The 18422-nt window shown below is 72.2% G+C and carries 17 protein-coding genes; 6 read left to right on the top strand and 11 right to left on the bottom strand.

Features of this window, described 5'->3' with window-relative positions:
• Positions 1–9 precede the first annotated feature (9 nt).
• Genes ACGFYP_RS23260 through ACGFYP_RS23275 form a run of 4 tightly spaced genes read right to left on the bottom strand, consistent with a single transcriptional unit; the run spans position 10 to position 4537 of the window.
• A complete protein-coding gene (locus ACGFYP_RS23260; RefSeq protein WP_393496692.1) occupies positions 10–966 on the bottom strand; it encodes a DUF2510 domain-containing protein in 957 nt (318 codons plus the stop codon).
• A gap of 30 nt (positions 967–996) precedes the next feature.
• A complete protein-coding gene (locus tag ACGFYP_RS23265) occupies positions 997–1779 on the bottom strand; it encodes a 3-oxoacyl-ACP reductase (protein WP_393497182.1) in 783 nt (260 codons plus the stop codon).
• Positions 1780–1790: 11 nt separating this feature from the next.
• Positions 1791–3206, bottom strand: a complete 1416-nt coding sequence (locus ACGFYP_RS23270) for an aldehyde dehydrogenase family protein (protein ID WP_393497185.1) — start codon at positions 3204–3206, stop codon at positions 1791–1793.
• Positions 3173–4537: a glutamine synthetase family protein gene (locus ACGFYP_RS23275; protein ID WP_361963562.1), complete on the bottom strand. Its 1365-nt coding sequence runs from the start codon at positions 4535–4537 to the stop codon at positions 3173–3175. The genes ACGFYP_RS23270 and ACGFYP_RS23275 overlap by 34 nt, the downstream gene beginning before the upstream one ends.
• 78 nt (positions 4538–4615) lie before the next feature.
• Between ACGFYP_RS23275 and ACGFYP_RS23280 the strand changes: the two genes are divergently transcribed.
• The 3 genes from ACGFYP_RS23280 (at position 4616) to ACGFYP_RS23290 (ending at position 7682) form a co-directional block, all read left to right on the top strand.
• Positions 4616–5356, top strand: coding sequence for a FadR/GntR family transcriptional regulator (locus ACGFYP_RS23280; RefSeq protein ID WP_393496696.1), 741 nt, complete (start codon positions 4616–4618; stop codon positions 5354–5356).
• Positions 5357–5487: 131 nt separating this feature from the next.
• Positions 5488–6969, top strand: coding sequence for an ethanolamine permease (gene eat / locus ACGFYP_RS23285; RefSeq protein ID WP_393496699.1), 1482 nt, complete (start codon positions 5488–5490; stop codon positions 6967–6969).
• A gap of 35 nt (positions 6970–7004) precedes the next feature.
• A complete protein-coding gene (locus tag ACGFYP_RS23290; protein ID WP_393496702.1) occupies positions 7005–7682 on the top strand; it encodes a gamma-glutamyl-gamma-aminobutyrate hydrolase family protein in 678 nt (225 codons plus the stop codon).
• Between the two features lie 112 nt (positions 7683–7794).
• Here ACGFYP_RS23290 and ACGFYP_RS23295 read toward each other — a convergent pair whose 3' ends face one another.
• Positions 7795–8730 (bottom strand): LysR family transcriptional regulator, encoded by a 936-nt coding sequence (locus ACGFYP_RS23295; RefSeq protein ID WP_393496705.1) that lies wholly within the window; start codon positions 8728–8730, stop codon positions 7795–7797.
• A gap of 70 nt (positions 8731–8800) precedes the next feature.
• Between ACGFYP_RS23295 and ACGFYP_RS23300 the strand changes: the two genes are divergently transcribed.
• Positions 8801–9958, top strand: a complete 1158-nt coding sequence (locus ACGFYP_RS23300; RefSeq protein ID WP_393496708.1) for a TDT family transporter — start codon at positions 8801–8803, stop codon at positions 9956–9958.
• Here the strand turns inward: ACGFYP_RS23300 and ACGFYP_RS23305 are convergent.
• The 4 genes from ACGFYP_RS23305 to ACGFYP_RS23320 form a co-directional block, all read right to left on the bottom strand.
• Positions 9885–10631, bottom strand: a complete 747-nt coding sequence (locus ACGFYP_RS23305) for a helical backbone metal receptor (RefSeq protein ID WP_393497188.1) — start codon at positions 10629–10631, stop codon at positions 9885–9887. The genes ACGFYP_RS23300 and ACGFYP_RS23305 overlap by 74 nt on opposite strands.
• A 2-nt stretch (positions 10632–10633) precedes the next feature.
• Positions 10634–11185, bottom strand: coding sequence for an XRE family transcriptional regulator (locus tag ACGFYP_RS23310; protein WP_361963574.1), 552 nt, complete (start codon positions 11183–11185; stop codon positions 10634–10636).
• Positions 11186–11346: 161 nt separating this feature from the next.
• Positions 11347–13152, bottom strand: coding sequence for an ABC transporter permease/substrate binding protein (locus ACGFYP_RS23315; RefSeq protein WP_393496711.1), 1806 nt, complete (start codon positions 13150–13152; stop codon positions 11347–11349).
• Positions 13145–14230 (bottom strand): glycine betaine/L-proline ABC transporter ATP-binding protein, encoded by a 1086-nt coding sequence (locus tag ACGFYP_RS23320; RefSeq protein WP_393496714.1) that lies wholly within the window; start codon positions 14228–14230, stop codon positions 13145–13147. Before ACGFYP_RS23320 ends, ACGFYP_RS23315 begins: the two co-directional genes overlap by 8 nt.
• A gap of 342 nt (positions 14231–14572) precedes the next feature.
• Here ACGFYP_RS23320 and ACGFYP_RS23325 point away from each other — a divergent pair, with 342 nt between their 5' ends.
• Positions 14573–15478, top strand: a complete 906-nt coding sequence (locus ACGFYP_RS23325) for a 5'-3' exonuclease H3TH domain-containing protein (protein WP_393497192.1) — start codon at positions 14573–14575, stop codon at positions 15476–15478.
• A 94-nt stretch (positions 15479–15572) separates the two neighbouring features.
• Complete coding sequence (locus tag ACGFYP_RS23330) at positions 15573–16409, top strand: siderophore-interacting protein (RefSeq protein WP_393496717.1); 837 nt, start codon at positions 15573–15575, stop codon at positions 16407–16409.
• A gap of 110 nt (positions 16410–16519) precedes the next feature.
• Here the strand turns inward: ACGFYP_RS23330 and ACGFYP_RS23335 are convergent, their stop codons facing one another.
• Entirely contained in the window at positions 16520–17152 is a 633-nt protein-coding gene (locus tag ACGFYP_RS23335; RefSeq protein WP_361963582.1) for a MerR family transcriptional regulator, read from the bottom strand.
• A 110-nt stretch (positions 17153–17262) separates the two neighbouring features.
• Positions 17263–18408 (bottom strand): winged helix DNA-binding domain-containing protein, encoded by a 1146-nt coding sequence (locus ACGFYP_RS23340; RefSeq protein ID WP_393496721.1) that lies wholly within the window; start codon positions 18406–18408, stop codon positions 17263–17265.
• Positions 18409–18422: the final 14 nt, after the last annotated feature.

Genomic DNA, 18422 nt, shown 5'->3' on the forward strand with positions numbered 1-18422 from the left:
GCGCGCCGCTCACGTACCCGGGGTGCCCGGAGTACCCGGGGTGATCGAGGTGCCCACTCCCCCGTTGGTGTCGCTGCCGATGGGGCGGATGCCGCGCGTGATCTCGTCCATCACGGTGAGCGCGGGTCCGTCCGGACCGGCGTCGAAGAGGAAGCGCACGACGACCGGGGACTCGCTGCCCGTCGGGGACGGGAAGGCGAGCGACTGGACGTAGCCGCCGGGGCCCTTGTCGGTGACGACCTGCCAGCGGACCAGGTAGCCGGTGCGGCCCGCGACGACGGCGGGGCGGGCGGCGACCACCTTGTGGGAGACCATCGTGCCGTAGGGGAAGGTGTCGAGGATGTCCTCCTGGAAGGTCTCCTTGACGGCCAGGACGATGTCCTCCTTGGCGACGGCCTCGGGGGTCGCGGTGCTGCTGCCCCCTACCGGGTGGGAGGAGACCGTGCCGTGGCGGCACTTCTTCGTGGCGGCCCCGGGGCACTGATAGGTGCCGACGGTCGTGATCGTCGGCGCCGGGTCCGAGGAGAACTCCGGCTTCTCCCAGCCCTTGATCACGGGGAGGGTGATGCCGTTGAGCTGGTCGTCGACCTGCGTGGGCTTCTCGTCCTCCTCCTCGTCGACGGGCGCGTCGGAGGTGGCCGAGGTGGTCGGCGCGGTGGGCGTGGCCCCGGTCGGACCCGCCGCGGGCGGCGCGTCCCCCTTGTCGTCGCCGCCGAACACGAGCACGCCCGCGACGACCGCCGCGACCACGGCCACCGCGACGGCGCCGAGGACGACGGCCCGGCTCCGCCCGTTGCGTACGGACGGAGCCGGTGCGACGACCGTGGACGGCGCCATGGGCGTCGCCGGGTAGGCGCCTGTCGGGGCCTGCCGGGTGTGCGCGGTCCAGTTCGTGCCGTCCCACCATCGTTCGACGGTGGGCGCTGCCGGGTCCGGGTACCAGCCCGGCGGGGTCGTCATGCTCATCCCGCAAGCCTAGGACCCGGGTCGCGGCCGCTACAGCGGGGTCACGTACGCGCCCGAAATGCCGCCGTCGACAAGGAAATCGGTGGCATTGACGAAGGACGAGTCGTCGCTGGCGAGGAAGGCCACCGCGGCGGCGATCTCCTCGGCCTCGGCGAACCGGCCGACGGGGATGTGGACGAGCCGGCGCGCGGCGCGCTCCGGGTCCTTGGCGAACAGCTCCTGCAGGAGCGGGGTGTTGACAGGACCGGGGCAGAGCGCGTTGACGCGGATGCCCTCGCGGGCGAACTGGACGCCCAGTTCGCGGGACATGGCGAGCACGCCGCCCTTGGAGGCGGTGTACGAGATCTGGCTGGTGGCCGCGCCCATGATCGCGACGAAGGAGGCGGTGTTGATGATGGAGCCCCGGCCCTGCTGCCGCATGTAGGGCAGGGCGGCCTTGCAGCAGAGGTAGACGGAGGTGAGGTTGACGTCCTGGACGCGCTTCCAGGCCTCCAGGCCCGTCGTGAGGATCGAGTCGTCGTCGGGCGGCGAGATGCCCGCGTTGTTGAAGGCGATGTCGACGGAGCCGTAGGTGTCGAAGGCGGTCTTGAAGAGCGCCTCGACCTGCTCCGGGTCGGTGACGTCGACCTGCACGAAGGTCCCGCCGACCTCCTCGGCGGCGGCCTTGCCGGCCGTCTCGTCGATGTCGCCGCAGACGACGTTCGCGCCCTCGGAGGCGAGGCGGCGGGCGGTGGCCAGGCCGATGCCGCTGCCGGCGCCGGTGATGACGGCGGTGCGGCCGACGAGGCGGCGGCAGACGGTCTCGTTGCTCAGGGTCTCGTTGCTCACAGTGCGGGGCCCTCCGTGCTGATGAAGACGTTCTTGGTTTCGGTGAAGGCGGTCAGTGCGTCGGGGCCGAGCTCCCGGCCGAGGCCGGACTGCCGGTAGCCGCCGAAGGGGGTCCAGTAGCGGACGCTGGAGTGGGAGTTGACGGAGAGGTTGCCGGCCCGGACTGCGCGCGAGACGCGCAGGGCACGGCCGACGTCGCGGGTCCAGATCGAGCCGGAGAGGCCGTACTCGGTGGCGTTGGCGAGCCGTACGGCGTCGGCCTCGTCCTCGAAGGGCAGGACGACGGCGACCGGTCCGAAGACCTCCTCGACGGCGCAGGGCGCGTCCTCGGCGATGTCGGTGAGGACGGTCGGCGGGAACCAGAAGCCGGGGCCCTCGGGTGCCTTGCCCCGGATGCCGGGCAGGGCGTCGGGGACGTACGCCCGTACGCGCTCCAGCTGGGCCTTGGAGATCAGCGGGCCCATCTGGGTCTTCTCGTCGGTCGGGTCGCCGACGACGATCTCCTCGACGGCGGGGGTGAGGAGCTCCAGGAAGCGGTCGTACACGCTCCGCTGGACCAGGATGCGGGTGCGGGCGCAGCAGTCCTGGCCGCTGTTGTCGAGGAAGGACATCGGAGCGGCGGCCGCCGCCGCCTCGATGTCGGCGTCGGCGAAGACGATGTTCGGGCTCTTGCCGCCGAGTTCGAGCGTCAGGCGCTTCACCTGGTCGGCGCACTTCGCCATGATGCTCTTGCCGACCCGCGTCGAGCCGGTGAAGACGATCTTGGCGATGCCGGGGTGTTCGACGAGCGCGTCGCCCGCGACGGCGCCCTCGCCGGGGAGGACCTGGAAGAGGCCCTCGGGGAGCCCGGCCTCCAGGGCGAGTTCGGCGAGGCGGAGTGCGGTGAGCGGGGTGGTCTCGGCCGGCTTGAGGATGACCGCGTTGCCGGCGGCGAGGGCCGGGGCGGTGGCCCAGGCGGCGATCGGCATGGGGAAGTTCCAGGGCGCGATCACGCCGACGACGCCGAGGGGTTCGAGGATGGTGACGTCGAGCCCGCCGGCGACCGGGATCTGACGGCCGTTCAGCCGTTCCACTCCCCCGGCCGCGTAGTCGAGCAGATCGCGGACGTTCCCCGCCTCCCAGCGGGCGTTGCCGAGGGTGTGGCCGGCCTCGCGGACTTCGAGGAGGGCCAGCTCCTCGGTGTGGGCGTCGACGACGGCGGCGAAGCGGCGCAGCAGCCGGGCCCGGTCGGCGGGGGCGGCCGCGGCCCAGCCGCGCTGGGCCTCGGTGGCCCGTACGACGGCGGCGTCGACGTCCTGCGGCGTGGCGGCGGGGACGGTGGCGACGAGCTCCTCGGTCGCCGGGTTCAGGACAAGCAGTTCGTGCGGCAACTCGTTCCTCACATGCGTTCGAAGGAGCGGCGCAGCTCCCAGTCGGTCACCGCGGCGTCGTACGCGTCCAGTTCGACGCGGGCCATGTTGCGGTAGTGCGCGACGACCTCGTCGCCGAAGGCGGCCTTGGCGATGGGGCTGGTCTCCCAGAGTTCGGCGGCCTCGCGCAGGGTGGTGGGGACGTGGGCGTAGTCGGCGGTGTAGGCGTTCCCGTCGCAGCCCTCGGGGAGTTCGAGCTTCTGCTCGATGCCGTACAGGCCGGCGGCGACCAGGCCCGCGACGGCGAGGTGGGGGTTGACGTCTCCGCCCGGGAGCCGGTTCTCGAAGCGCGTGGAGCGGCCGTGGCCGACGACGCGCAGGGAACAGGTGCGGTTGTCGACGCCCCAGGCCACGGCGGTGGGGGCGAAGGAGCCGGGCTGGAAGCGCTTGTAGGAGTTGATGTTGGGGGCGTAGAGGAGGGAGAAGTCACGCAGGGCGGCGAGCTGCCCGGCGAGGAAGTGCCGCATGACCTCCGACATCCCGGCGGGCCCGTCCCCGGCCATCACGTTCGTGCCCTGCGCGTCCTGGAGCGAGAGGTGGATGTGGCAGGAGTTGCCCTCGCGCTCGTTGTACTTCGCCATGAAGGTGAGCGAGACGCCTTCCTGGGCGGCGATCTCCTTGGCACCGGTCTTGTAGACGGCGTGCTGGTCGCAGGTGACGAGGGCCTCGTCGTACTTGAAGGCGATCTCGTGCTGGCCGGGGTTGCACTCGCCCTTGGCGGACTCGACGATCAGGCCGGCGCCGGCCATCTCGTTGCGGATCCGGCGCAGGAGGGGCTCGACGCGGCCGGTGCCGAGGACCGAGTAGTCGACGTTGTACTGGTTGACCGGTGTCAGGCCCCGATAGTTCGCGTCCCAGGCCTGTTCGTAGGTGTCCTTGAAGACGATGAACTCGAGCTCCGTGCCGACATGCGCGGTGTAGCCGTGCTCCGCGAGCCGTTCCAGCTGGCGGCGGAGGATCTGGCGGGGCGCGGCGACGACGGGCGAGCCGTCGCTCCAGGCGAGGTCGGCGACGAGCATCGCCGTACCCTCGTTCCAGGGGACGCGGCGCAGGGTGGCGAGGTCGGGGCGCATGGCGAAGTCGCCGTAGCCGCGGTCCCACGAGGACATCGCGTATCCGTCGACCGTGTTCATCTCGGCGTCGACGGCGAGGAGATAGTTGCAGCCCTCGGTGCCGTGGTCGAGGACCTCGTCGAGGAAGAACGGTGCGGCGAACCGCTTGCCCTGGAGCCGTCCCTGCATGTCGGGGAAGGCCAGGACGACCGTGTCGATCTCACCGCTCGCGACGAGGGCGCGGAGCTCCTCGACGGAGAGCGGGGCTTTGCGGTCTGCCACGGGATTGTTCCTCCTTGGGTCAGCCGGAAGCCATAAGGTATTGCGGAAGACCATTGCTTGGGAAGGGGAAACGGGAACGTGTCCAGTACGAGTGAATCGCCCGCCCCGCAGGTTGACCGGCTGACGCCCGTGCTGCGGCCGGTCCGGGCGGGCAACGGCTTCGAGGAGGCCCTGGAGCAGATCCTCCAGGTCGTGCGGCTCGGGCTGGTCCCCGGCGGCGAACGGCTCCCCGCCGAACGGGAACTCGCCGACCGGATGGGGATCAGCCGGGTCACCCTGCGCGAGGTCCTGAAGGTCCTCCAGGAGCAGGGGCTCGTGGAGAGCCGGCGCGGGCGGTACGGCGGAACGTTCGTGCTCGCCCGCCCGCAGAGGGCCGACGAGGACGAGCTGCGGCGCCGGATCGCCTCCGTCGACGTCGAGGACACGCTGCGGTTCCGGGAGGTCCTGGAGGTCGGCGCGGCGGGACTGTGCGCGGCGCACGGGCTCGACGACGAGGGCGCGGAGCGGCTCCGTACCGCCCTCGCCGCCACGCACGACGCCCCGCTGGCCGACTACCGGCGCCAGGACACGCTGCTCCACCTCACGCTGGCCGAGCTCTCCGGCTCCCCGACGCTGACCGCGCAGTACGCCGCCGTGCGGGCGACGGTCAACGACCTCCTGGACTGCATCCCGCTGCTCGTACGGAACCTGGAGCACTCCCAGCACCAGCACACGGCCCTGGTGGAGGCGGTCCTCGACGGCGACGCGGACGCGGCGCGCGAGGTGATGCGGGAGCACTGCGGGGGTACGGCGGCGCTGCTGCGGGGATTCCTGACGTGAGGGGCCGCTGTCGCGAGGGGGGCCGGGCGCTCACGTAACCCGAAAGTAACGCACGGGGGTTGCGTTCCAGCCGGGGCGGCGCAAAGGTATGGCACCAATCCATTGGGCCCGACACGGGAGCTGACGCTGCCATGACGCTCGAAGACACCACCGGGGACAAGACGGCACCAGGGAACGGGACCGCACCGGACGACTACCTCGAACGCCGGGCCCTGCGCCGGGGCAGCGCAGGCTGGCTGCTGCTCACCGGGCTCGGCGTCGCCTACGTCGTCTCCGGCGACTTCTCCGGCTGGAACATCGGCCTGTCCAAGGGCGGTTTCGGCGGCCTCGCCATCGCGACCGTCCTGATGGGCGCGATGTACGCCTGTCTCGTCTTCGCGCTCGCCGAACTCTCCGCCATCCTGCCGACCGCGGGCGGAGGCTACGGCTTCGCCCGCCGGGCGCTCGGCACCTGGGGCGGTTTCCTCACCGGCACCGCGATCCTCATCGAGTACATCCTCGCGCCCGCCGCGATCTCCATCTTCATCGGCGACTACGTCGAATCGCTCGGCCTCTTCGGCCTGGAGTCCGGCTGGCCGGTCTATCTCGCCTGCTTCGCCGTCTTCATCGGCATCCATCTCTGGGGCGTGGGCGAGGCGCTCCGCTTCAGCCTGATCGTGACGGCGATCGCGGTCGCCGCGCTCGTCATCTTCGCGCTCGGCGCGCTGAGCGACTTCCACGTCGACGGTCTCGACGACATCCCGGTCGACGGGGAGGCGTTCGGCGCCAACTCCTGGCTGCCGTTCGGCCTCCTCGGGATCTGGGCCGCGTTCCCCTTCGGCATGTGGTTCTTCCTCGGCGTCGAGGGGGTGCCGCTCGCGGCGGAGGAGGCCAAGGACCCGGTCCGCTCGATGCCCAGGGCGCTCGCGCTCTCGATGGGCATCCTGGTGCTGCTCGCCGTGGTGACCTTCGTCGCCGCGACGGGGGCGCGCGGCTCGGCCGCGATCCAGGAGGCGGGCAACCCGCTGGTCGTGGCGCTGCAGGGCGAAGGCGACCCGACGACGCTCAGCCGCTTCGTCAACTACGCGGGGCTCGCGGGGCTCGTGGCCTCGTTCTTCTCGCTGATCTACGCCGGTTCGCGCCAGCTCTTCGCCCTCTCCCGGGCCGGCTACCTTCCCCGGTTCCTCTCTCTGACGAGCCGCCGGAAGTCCCCGTACCTGGGGCTGCTGATCCCCGGCGGGATCGGCTTCGCCCTGGCGGCGGGGACCGGGGACGGCGCCCGGATGCTGAACATCGCGGTGTTCGGCGCGACCATCTCGTACGCCCTGATGGCGCTCTCGCACATCGTGCTGCGGCGCCGCGAGCCGGAGCTGCCGCGCCCGTACCGGACGCCGGGCGGTGTCGTGACCTCGTCGGTGGCGTTCGTCCTCGCCCTGTCGGCGCTCGTGGCGACGTTCCTTGTCGACAAGGACGCGGCGTTCATCGCGCTCGGGGTCTATGTGATCGCCCTCGCCTACTTCGCGTTCTACAGTCGGCACCATCTGGTGGCCAAGGCGCCGGAGGAGGAGTTCGCGGCGCTTGCGGCGGCCGAGGCCGAGCTCGAACGCGACCGCGCCGACGGCGGACGCGACTGACCCACCGTCCATCCCGTACTTCTGGAGGAACATCCGTGTCCAAGCCGCTCATCGGCGTGACGACCTATCTGGACCAGGCCCGTTGGGGCGTGTGGGAGATGCCGGCGGCGCTGCTGCCCGCGCAGTACCCGCGTCTGGTGCAGGCGAGCGGGGGTCTCGCGACGATGCTCCCGCCGGACGAGCCGTCCGCCGCCGCGTCGGTGGTCGCACGCCTCGACGGCCTGGTGATCGCGGGCGGGGCGGACGTCGAGCCGGTACGGTACGGGGCCGAGCCCGACCCCCGTACCGGCCCGCCGGCCCGGGCCAGGGACACCTGGGAGCTGGCCCTGATCGACGCGGCCCTGTCCTCCGGCACCCCGGTGCTCGGCATCTGCCGGGGCATGCAGCTCCTGAACGTGGCCCTCGGCGGCACGCTGGTCCAGCACCTGGACGGCCATGTCGATGCGGTCGGCGTGATCGGCCGCCACGCGGTGAAGCCGGTCCCGGGCACGCGGTACGCGTCCCTGGTCCCGGAGCTGACCTCGGTGCCGACCTACCACCACCAGGCGGTGGACCGCCTCGGCGCGGACCTGACCCCGTCGGCGTACGCGGAGGACGGCACGATCGAGGCGATCGAACTCCCGGACCCGACCTGGGCCCTGGGCGTCCAGTGGCACCCGGAGATGGGCGAAGACCTGAGACTGATGCAGGGCCTCATCATGGCAACGACCTGAGGGACGTCAGGGGCCTTCAGGGGCCTTGGGGGCGCGGGGAACTGCGCGAACAACCACAGCGCGCCCGCACTCGCCCACCGGCCGCTCCCACCCCCACCCACGCCCCCCGCCCTCACCCCGCCGGCGTCGCCCTCGTCAAAGACAGGAGGTCCCGCGCCGGCCCCGTCGGCCGATGCCCCGTAGGCCAGACCGCACGCAGCTCACGCCGCAACAGGACCCCCGCGACCGGGATCTCGACAAGCCGCCGCGACGCCAGCTCCTCCGCGATCGCCAGCTCGCTCAGGACCGCCGGCCCCGCCCCACTCACCGCCGCCGCCTTCACGGCCGTGGTCGAGGCCAGTTCCAGCAGCGGCTGCGCGAGGCCGCCGTGGGCGGAGAGCGCGGAGTCCAGGACCTGGCGGGTGCCCGAGCCGCGCTCGCGCAGGATCAGCGGGGTCGCGGCCAGCTCCCCGGGGTCCACCTCCCGACGCCGCCGGGCCCACGCGTGCGACGGCGCGGCGACCACGACGAGCCGGTCGCGGGCGACGACCGCCCCGTCCAGGCCGTCCGGCACGGCGAGCCCCTCCACGAACCCCAGGTCCGCCTCGTCGCCGAGGAGCCGCTCCGCGACCGCCGCCGAGTTCCCCGCCATCAGCGAGACCGCCGTGTCCGGCCGCTCCGCGCGCAGCGCGATCAGCCACCCCGGCAGCAGGTACTCGGCGATCGTCATCGACGCCGCCACCCGCAGCCGCGAGTCCCGCCGCCCCCGCAGCGCCTGCGCGCCGGCGTCGAAGGCCTCCGCCGCCTCGACGATCCGCCGCGCCCAGTCCGTCACGAGCGCCCCCGCGTCCGTGAGCCGAGAACCGCGCGGCGAACGGTCCACCAGGGCGACCCCGAGCTGCCGCTCCATCGACCGGATCCGGCTGCTCGCGGCGGGCTGGGTGATGCCCACCTCGCGGGCGGCCCGCCCCAGGCTCCCGTGCCGGGCGACGGCGAGCAGCAGTTCGAGCGCGCCGAGGTCGGGGACCCGGTGGGACAGGGGCGAGGTCTCGGCAGGCTCGTTGCTCATAAAGTCAGCTTATGACGTCATAGCGCCAAGATCCCTGGTCGGGCCCGTCCCCCCGCGCGAGTGTGGAGCCATGGCAACACTCGCACCTTCCCGTCCGGCCCCCCTCGCCACCACCCCCGGCGTGCGGGCGGCCGCGGTCCGTCACCTCGGCCCCAACTGGTACGCCTCGGTCATGGGCACCGCGATCGTCGCCAACGCGGGAGCCACCCTCCCCGTCGACGCCCCCGGCCTCCGCACCGCCTGCACCGCCGTCTGGGCGCTCTCCCTCGCGATGCTCCTCACCCTGCTCACGGCCCGCGCGCTGCACTGGATCCACCACCGCGACCGCGCCCGCGAGCACCTCCTCGACCCGGCCGTGGCCCCGTTCTACGGCTGTCTGTCGATGGCCCTGCTCGCCGTCGGCGCCGGCGCCCTGATCGTCGGCCAGGACTGGATCGGCCCGACCGCGGCCGTCGCCCTCGACACCGTCCTCTTCACGGCCGGTACGGTCATCGGCCTGGCCGCCGCCGTGACCATCCCGTACCTGATGGTGGTGCACCACAAGATCGAGGGCGCCTCCCCCGTCTGGCTGCTGCCCGTCGTCGCGCCGATGGTCTCCGCCGCCGTCGGCCCGCTGCTCCTGCCCCACCTGCCCGCCGGGCAGCCCCAGCAGACCCTGCTGATCGCCTGCTACGCCATGTTCGGCATCAGCCTGCTCGCCACCCTCGTCATGCTGCCCCTGGTCTTCGGCCGGCTGGTCACCGGCGGGCCGCTGCCCCTCGCGCTCACGCCGACGCTCTTCCTGGTCCTCGGCCCGCTGGGCCAGTCGACGACCGCCGCGAACAAGTTCGCCGACGCCGCCCCCGGCCTGCTGCCCGAGCCGTACGCCCACGGCTTCGCCGCCTTCGCCGTCCTCTACGGCGTGCCCGTCATGGGCTTCGCCCTGCTGTGGCTCGCGCTCGCGGGGGCGCTGGTCCTGCGGGCACGACGGCAGGGCATGGGGTTCGCGATGACCTGGTGGGCCTTCACCTTCCCCGTCGGCACCTGCGTGACGGGCGCGGAGGGGCTCGCCCACCACACCGGCCTCGCCGTCTTCCGCTGGCTCGCGATCGCGCTGTACGTGTTCCTCGTCGCCGCCTGGCTGGTGGCCGGAACCCACACCCTGCGCGGGCTGTTCAGCGGTGCGCTGCTCGCAGGGCCCGGGCGAGGACCCGTGGCGCCTCGGCCAGTGACGGTCCGTACCAGGTGAGATGACGCCCGCTGACGAGCGCGGCGGCGGTCCCGGGGAACGCCTCGGGGCCGTCGTCGCGCGTGAAGCGGTACGGCTCGTCGGGCAGGACCACGAGGTCGGCGCCGGCCGCCCGGAGCTCGTCGAGCGGGACGCGCGGGTAGCGCTCGGGGTGGTCGGCGTACAGGTGCCGGACGCCGAGACGGGCCAGCAGGTCGCCCGCGAAGGTGTCGCGGCCGAGGACCATCCAGGGGCGGCGCCAGATCGGCACGACGGCGGTCGGCGGCCGGCCCTTCGCCGCGCCGACGGGCACCGCCTCGACGGCGGCCCACGCCTCCTCGGCCTCGTCCAGCCAGCGCGGCCGGTCCGGTAGGCCGCAGGCCCGCAGCACCCGGTCCAGCTCCCGGAACGCCTGGTCGAGGGTGCGCACCTCGGTGACCAGGACCTCGATCCCGGCGGCGCGCAGGGCGGCCAGATCGGGGGCGCGGTTCTCCTCCTCGTTGGCGATCACGAGGTCGGGGCGGAGCGCGGTGATCGCGGTGACGTCGGGGTTCTTGGTGCCCCCGATCCGTACGACGTCGAGGTCCACCGGGTGCTCGCACCAGTCCGTGGCGCCGACGAGCAGGCCGGGCGCGGTGACGGCCACGGCCTCGGTGAGGGAGGGCACGAGGGAGACGACTCGGGCCGGCCGCACGCTCACGTGTCGTCGGCCTCGATGTGCTCGGCGACGGCCACGACCAGGAGGCGGGTGCCGGGCTCGGTGGCGCGCCACCGGTGCCGTACGCCGCCGGAGAGGTAGAGCGTGTCGCCGCGCTCCAGCCGGTACGCCCGGCCCTCGGCCTCGACCTCGGCGGCGCCGTCGGCGACGAAGAGCAACTCGTCGTTGCGGTGCTGGAATTCGCGGCCCGCGTCCCGCTCCCCGGTGAACTCCAGCGCGTGCAGCTGGTGCCGGCCGCGGACCAGGGACCGTACGCCCTCGGGCATCGCGTGCGGATGCTCCTCGGCCCGTACGACATCGACGGTGCGGGCGGCCTCCGCGGCGGCCAGGAGTTCGCCGGCCGAGGTCTCCAGGGCGCCGGCGACGAGCTCGAGGGAGCGCTTGCTGGGGCGGGCCCGCTCGTTCTCGATCTGGCTCAGGAAGGGCACGGACAGGCCGCTGCGGGAGGCCACGACGGCCAGGGTGAGCTTGAGGGCCCTGCGGCGCTTCTTGACGGCCGCGCCCACGCGTAGGGATTCCTTGTCGTCCATGTCGGCTCCCTCCCTCGTGCCTCGGTGCCTGCGTACTGGTCGGTTACCTGAACCTTACGCAGCTTTGGCACGGGGTTTCGCGTCGTGGCGAAAAGGGGTGGCCGCCGAACACGCTCGGCGACCACCCCTTTTCGGACAGGAGTCAGAATCCTGCGTGGGTGCTACTGCGGGGCGAGCTTCTCGGCGAGGCCGGGGTTCTTCTCCAGCCAGCCGCGGACGGCCTCCTGCTCCTTGCCCTTGCCGGTCTCCTGGATGGCCGCTTCGAGATCCGTGAGCTGCTTCTCGGTCAGCTCGAAGTTCTTCAGCCAGGCGCCGACCTCGGGGTTGTCGGCGGTGAAGCCCTTACGGGCGAGGGTGTGGACGCCGTCACCGGCGCCCCAGGTGCCCTTGGGGTCCTTGAGCTTCTTCAGGTCGTACGTGGAGTAGGCCCAGTGCGGCGACCACAGCGTGACGACGACCGGCTCCTTCTTGTCGTACGCGCGCTTCAGCTCGGCGAGCATGCCGGGCGTGGAGCCGTCGACGACCTTGTACTCGCCCTCCAGGCCGTACTCCTTCAGGACCTTGTCCTTGAGGATGCCCATCATTCCGGCGCTCGGCTCGATGCCGATGATCCGGCCCTTGAACTCGCCGCTCTTCCCCTTGAGGTCGTCGAGCGAGTCGACGCCCTTCATGTAGGACGGCACGGACAGTTCGAGCGAGGTGGGGCCGTACCAGGAGCCGAGGTCCTCCAGCTTGTTCTGGTACTTCTCCCAGTACTGGGCGTGCGTGACCGGGAGCCAGGAGTCGGTCTGGAAGTCGATCTGGCCGCCCGCGAGACCGGTGTAGAGCGCGCCGGCCTCCAGCTGCTTGGTGTCGACCTCGTAGCCGCGCCGTTCGAGCAGTTCCTTCCAGAGGAAGGTGGAGGCGATGCCCTCGTCCCAGGGGATGTAGCCGAGGCTGATCTTCTTGCCGTGGCCGATGTCCTTGCCGCCGGCCGTCGTCGACGCCGTACCGCCGCCGAGGAAGCCCATGCCGCCCGCGACGAGGGCGAGGACGACCACGCCGACGAGGGCGGTGACGGGCTGGGGGCGGTGGTTCCAGAGCTTCGCTCCGGCGCGCGCGGCGGTCGCGGCCCGCGCCTTGGCGAGGGCGCGGCGGCCGAGCGGCGAGACCTGGCGGCCGAGCGCGCCGGTCATCCGGTCCAGGTACATGGCGAGGATGACGATGGAGATGCCCGCCTCGAAGCCGAGGCCGATGTCGACGTTGCCGATGGCGCGGTAGACCGCGCCGCCGAGCCCGCCGCCGCCGACCATGCCGGCGATGACGACCATCGAAAGGCCCAGCATGATGACCTGGTTGATGCCGGCCATGATCGTCGGCAGGGCGAGCGGCAGCTGCACGCGCATCAGCGTGGCGCGCGGGGTGGTGCCGAACGCCTCGGCCGCCTCGACGAGTTCGCCGTCGACCTGACGGATGCCGAGCTCGGTCATCCGGACGCCCGGCGGCAGGGCGAAGACGATGGTGGCGATGATGCCGGGGACCACGCCGACGCCGAAGAAGATGATGCCGGGGATCAGATAGACCATGGCGGGCATGGTCTGCATGAAGTCGAGGACCGGGCGCAGCACCGCGCTGACGGTCTTGGACCGGGCGGCCCAGATGCCGAGCGGGACCGCGATCACCAGGGTCACGAGCGTCGCGACGAGCACCAGGGAGAGCGTCGACATGGCGTCGTCCCACAGGTCGACGGAGTCGACGAGCGCGAAGCCCGCGAAGGCGAGCACACCGGCGGGCAGGCCGCGCAGCCACCAGGCGACGACGGCGAGGATGCCGGCGAAGAGCAGGGGCTCGGGCGCGGAGAGGACCGCGTCGATGCCGTCGTAGAGACCGGTGACGACGGTGGTGATGGCGTCGAAGAGCCACGAGAGCTGGGCCTGGAGCCAGTCGACGGAGCTGTCGACCCACTGGCCGAGGGGGAGCCTAGGCATGGGCGGCCACCTCCTTCGTACCGGTGCTGCCGGGGGTGCAGGCGACGGGCGGGCGCTGCTCGTCGCCGATGAAGCCGATCAGCCGGGACTGCGGTACGACGCCGAGGACGGTGCCGTCGCCGTCCTTCACGGCCACCGGGTGCGGGACGCGGGCGCTGACCGCGCACAGGTCCGCGACGAGGGTGTCGGGGCCGACGGTCTCGCAGCCGCAGGCGTCCGCGGCCTTGGGGCCCTCGGCGTCCGTCATGACGGCGGCGGCCGTGAGGACGCGGGAGCGGTCGACGTCCTGGATGAAGGAGGCGACGTAGTCGTTGGCGGGGCGGACCAGGATGTCCTCGGCGCTGCCGAGCTGGACGATCCGGCCGTCGCGCATGACCGCGATGCGGTCGCCGAGGCGCATGGCCTCGTTGAGGTCGTGGGTGATGAAGACGATGGTCTTCTTCAGTCGCTTCTGCAGTTCGAGGAGCTGGTCCTGCATGTCGCGGCGGATCAGCGGGTCGAGGGCGCTGAAGGACTCGTCCATGAGGAGCAGGTCGGCGTCGGTGGCGAGCGCGCGGGCCAGGCCCACACGCTGCTGCATGCCGCCGGACAGCTCGTCGGGCCAGGACTTCTCCCAGCCGGCGAGGCCGCACATCTCCAGGGCCTCGGCGGCCCGGGTCTCGCGCTCGGCGCGCGGGACTCCCTGGACCTCCAGGCCGTAGGCGGCGTTCTCGAGGACGCTGCGGTGCGGGAAGAGGGCGAAGTGCTGGAAGACCATGCTGATCTTCGTGGACCGCACGGTGCGCAGATCGCGGGGGCTGAGCGCCGTGAGGTCGTCGCCGTCGAACAGCACGCGGCCCGCGGTGGGCTCCAGCAGGCCGTTGAGCATGCGCAGGAGGGTGGACTTGCCGGATCCGGACAGACCCATCACGACGAAGATCTGGCCGGGCTCGACGGTGAAGGAGGCATCGATCACCGCCGCCGTGGTGCCGTCTGCGCGGAGCTCGTCGCGGTCCGCACCGTCACTGAGTTTCTTGACGGCTTCGTCGGGTCGTCTGCCGAACACCTTGTACAGGTGGTCGGCCTGGAGCCTGGACACATATACCTCACGCGTTGAAACGAAAACGGCCCTGCCACCCCCGCAGCCAGGCCGTGGAGCGGGGCGGTTTCGGCCCGCGCCTCCCGTGTGTACGTCGATTCGTCGGTGAGTCCGTTGAATCACCTTGAATCCCGTACCGGGTCCGCTCCGGGCCCGCGCCTGCCCGGGGGTCGCGGACGCAAACGCAAAGGTGACGGGGGTCACTGAAAGTGGTCCGGGCGGTCGTGCGTGCGGGGCCATGTCGGCCGGGGCGGGAGTCGGCGTCGGCCGGGGCGGGAGTCGGCGTCGGTCGGGGCGGGTGTCAGTGGGGTGCGGCATGATCGGGGTGTGACGCGACGCCTGATGCTCCTCGACACCGCCTCTCTCTACTTCCGCGCGTACTTCGGCGTGCCGGACTCGGTCCGGGCCCCGGACGGCACGCCGGTCAACGCCGTGCGCGGTCTGCTGGACTTCATCACCCGGCTCGTCCAGGACCACCACCCGGACGACCTGGTGGCCTGCATGGACGCCGACTGGCGCCCGCAGTGGCGGGTGGACCTGATCCCGTCGTACAAGGCGCACCGAGTCGCTGTGGAGACGGAGACGGGCCCGGACGAGGAGGAGATCCCGGACACGCTCTCCCCCCAGGTGCCGGTGATCGAGGACGTCCTTGACGCGTTCGGCATCGCCCGGGTCGGGGTCGCGGGCTACGAGGCGGACGACGTGATCGGCACGCTGACCGGGCAGGCGAAGGGCCCGGTGGACATCGTCACGGGCGACCGTGACCTCTTCCAGCTGGTGGACGACGAGCGCGCGGTGCGCGTGCTGTACCCGCGCAAGGGCGTCGGGGACTGCGATCTGGTCGACGACGAGCTGATCCGTACGAAGTACGGGGTGCGGGCGGACCAGTACGCCGACTTCGCCGCGCTGCGCGGGGACGCCAGCGACGGGCTGCCGGGCGTGAAGGGGATCGGCGAGAAGACGGCCGCGCAGCTGATCACGGAGTACGGCGACCTGGCGGGCGTGCGTGCGGCGGCCGTGGACCGTACGTCGAAGCTGACCCCGGCCAAGCGGCGCGGGATCGTGGAGGCGGCGGAGTATCTGGACGTGGCCCCCACGGTCGTCAGGGTGGCCGGGGACGTACCCCTGCCGGAGTTCGATCCTGCGCTGCCTCGCGTACCCAAGGACCCGGAGGCGCTGGCGGGGCTTGTGGCGCGCTGGGGTCTCGGCGGGGCGGTGGGCCGGCTGCTGCCGGTCCTGGAGCGCTGAGGGCCTGCGGGCCTCCGAGGCGCTCTGGGCTGTCGACCGTACGGAGTGCTAGCTTAGGCAAACCTAAGTTCGCGAGTCAGTCAGGGAGACCGTCGTGGCAGAGCAGCCGGCGCGCAAGGCACCGCAGGCCCATGAGGCACGGGTGGTACGCACGGAGCGGATCACCCCACACATGGTGCGGGTCGTGCTGGGCGGGGACGGCCTCGACGCGTTCTCGGTGGGCGAGTACGCCGACCACTACGTGAAGCTGCTCTTCGCGCCCGAGGGCGTGAGCTATCCGGAGCCGTTCGACATGGAGCGGATCCGCGCGGAGTTCCCGCGCGAGCAGTGGCCCACCACGCGGACGTACACGGTACGGAGCTGGGACCCGGTCCACCGCGAGCTGACCGTCGACTTCGTGGTCCACGGCGACGAGGGCCTGGCCGGGCCGTGGGCGGCGCGGGCCACGGCGGGCGAGACCATGCGCTTCCTGGGCCCGGGCGGCGGTTACGCCCCGGACGCCGAGGCGGACTGGCACCTGCTGGTGGGCGACGAGAGCGCGCTGCCGGCGATCGCGGTGGCCCTGGAGCGGCTGCCGGAGGGCGCGACCGTGCACGCCTTCGTGGAGGTCGCGGACGCGGCCGAGGAGCAGAAGTTCGCGACGGCGGCGGGCATCGAGGTGACCTGGCTGCACCGCGGCGACCGCCCGGCGGGCGAGGCCCTCCTCGACGCGGTCCGCACCCTGGACTTCCCGGCGGGCGACGTCCACGCCTTCGTCCACGGCGAGGCGGGCTTCGTGAAGGAACTCCGCCGCCACCTGCGCCTGGAGCGCGAGGTCCCGCGCGAGCGCCTGTCGATCTCGGGCTACTGGCGCCAGGGCAAGACGGACGAGGCCTGGCGCGCGATCAAGCGCGAATGGAACGACCAGGTGGAACGCGAACAGGAGAACTGAGCGGGAGGCGGCGGGGCCGGGGCGTCGCCCCCGGCCCCGCCGCCGTCGCGAACGGCCCGCAGACCGCCGAGCGCAGAGGGGCGGGCGTCGGCGCCGCGCGAGCCGACCACTCACTTCCCCGTACCGAACACCCTCCCCGACGCGTCCACGTGCGCGAGCCGCCGTAGCGCCGCGAAGATCGCGTCCCCCAGGACCGTCCCCACGACCACGCTCTCCACCAGCTCGTCCCGCTCCACATTGCGTGCGACGTACTCCAGATCCGCCCCGGCCACCTGCTCCGCCGCCCCCGCGTACGCGTCGAGCACCTCCGCGAACCCCGCGTGGCCGATCTCCGTCAGCGCCGCCAGGGCGACCGCGAGCGCCTCCGCCGCCGCGCTGCCCTCGTACGTGTGCCAGCCGCGCCGCTCGATCAGATCGGCGACGGCCGCCCGCGCCTCGACGATCCCCTCACTCGCATCGTCGCTGTAGCGCGGCACCACCCGGTCGGCGGCCGCGCCCAGCATCTTGTGCACGGGTCGGTCGCGGTCCTCGATCGCCTCGAGGACCTCACGGATCGAGGCGACCGACAGCCCGCCCACGTCCAGGAGCGCCCGGATCAGGCGCAGGCGCCGCTCGTGCGCCTCCCCGTACGAGGCCTGGTTCGGGCTCGTCAACTCCCCGGCCGGCAGCAGCCCTTCCCGTACGTAGTACTTGATCGTCGGCACCGACACCCCGGTCCTACGACTCAACTCTCCGATGCGCACCCTGCGTTCACCTTCCCGATCCTGCTCCGGTCTTGCCGACCGACCCACCCATCATAGATAGCACCGCTATCAGATAGCAGAGAGTGCCACTATCGATAATGCCCGACCCCTCAAACCCCAGGCAGCACCCGCGTCTCGCCGGTCGGGAGCTTGGTCCACCAGTGGTTGTAGCGGCGGTAGACGCGGGGGTCGCGGGTGGCGAGGAAGGTCCTCAGGGCGCCGGCCTCCTCCGCGAGGGCTTCCCATGTCTCGGCCGGCAGGTCGTGGAAGGCGGTCGCCTCGATGCCTCCCTCGGTCGGTCTCCATACGCCCGCGACGTAGCCGTCGACCAGCAGGGTCGGCAGCACGTCTCCGTTCCTGCGGATGACCGTCGCCCGGTACGCGGGCGGGATGACCCGTGAGCGGTCGGCGTAGGCCAGCAGGGTGCTGTCCCACATGGCCATCAGCCGGGGCGGGGCGGGGGTGTCCCCGTCCGGGCGGGGTGCGGCCGGTACGTCGAACAGGTCCTCGCCGTCCGGGCCCTCGACCCTTTCCAGGTCGTCCGTCAGCGTCTCCAGCACCCTTCTGACCCTGGCCCGCTGGACCAGCGCGAACTGCGCCATGTCCGCCGCTGACGCGGGCCCGAAGCCTTCGAGGTAGCGAAGGAGCAGCGTCCGCAGCGCGGCGTCGGACGCCTCCGGACCCGCCGGCGCCGGCGGGTCGGGGGGTGCGACGTACGACGGGCGTTCCCCGAAGGACCACGGTGGCGTGGTGGGCGCGTGCACCAGCGGCGTGTAGTGCCGCAGCGCCCACCACGCACCGGACTTCGGCGCGGCCCCCACCCGCTCCTGGATCCAGGCCTCGTACTCGGCACCCGTCCGGGGCCGGTCGCCGAAGGCCAGCAGCTCCGGCACGAGCAGGTCCGCGTCCTCGGCGGTCAGGCCCGACGCCGCGAACCGAGGGTCGCCGATCCTGCCCGCCCTGAGCAGGGGATGCACTGCCTCACGGAAGGTCCGGAAGTCGTCGACGTGGACGGCATGCAGGGTGATCCGCATCAGCGTCGACTTGACGACCGTCCCCCGGGCGAAGGCCCCGTCGAGGTCGGCGGCGTCGAATCCGACGGTCCTGTTCCACAGCGCGAGATACGGGGAGGCCGGCTGCTGGGCCTGCAGCGCGACCACCTTCCGTACCGCTTCGGATGCGCCGATCCGCTCCCGTCGAAGGAGCAACTGCCGTGCCAGAGTCGAGCGGTTGAGCCCCCGCGCGCTGATCTTCATACCGGGATCATCCC

This window comes from Streptomyces sp. NPDC048370, from assembly GCF_043200825.1.
Lineage (GTDB): Bacteria > Actinomycetota > Actinomycetes > Streptomycetales > Streptomycetaceae > Streptomyces.

What these genes read in the sequence shown, in the direction of transcription:
- ACGFYP_RS23260 (WP_393496692.1), bottom strand. Translation starts at nt 966, where the DNA reads ATGAGCATGACGACCCCGCCGGGCTGGTACCCGGACCCGGCAGCGCCC.
- eat (WP_393496699.1), top strand. Translation starts at nt 5,488, where the DNA reads ATGACGCTCGAAGACACCACCGGGGACAAGACGGCACCAGGGAACGGG.
- ACGFYP_RS23295 (WP_393496705.1), bottom strand. Translation starts at nt 8,730, where the DNA reads ATGAGCAACGAGCCTGCCGAGACCTCGCCCCTGTCCCACCGGGTCCCC.
- ACGFYP_RS23300 (WP_393496708.1), top strand. Translation starts at nt 8,801, where the DNA reads ATGGCAACACTCGCACCTTCCCGTCCGGCCCCCCTCGCCACCACCCCC.
- ACGFYP_RS23310 (WP_361963574.1), bottom strand. Translation starts at nt 11,185, where the DNA reads ATGGACGACAAGGAATCCCTACGCGTGGGCGCGGCCGTCAAGAAGCGC.
- ACGFYP_RS23315 (WP_393496711.1), bottom strand. Translation starts at nt 13,152, where the DNA reads ATGCCTAGGCTCCCCCTCGGCCAGTGGGTCGACAGCTCCGTCGACTGG.
- ACGFYP_RS23325 (WP_393497192.1), top strand. Translation starts at nt 14,573, where the DNA reads ATGCTCCTCGACACCGCCTCTCTCTACTTCCGCGCGTACTTCGGCGTG.
- ACGFYP_RS23340 (WP_393496721.1), bottom strand. Translation starts at nt 18,408, where the DNA reads ATGAAGATCAGCGCGCGGGGGCTCAACCGCTCGACTCTGGCACGGCAG.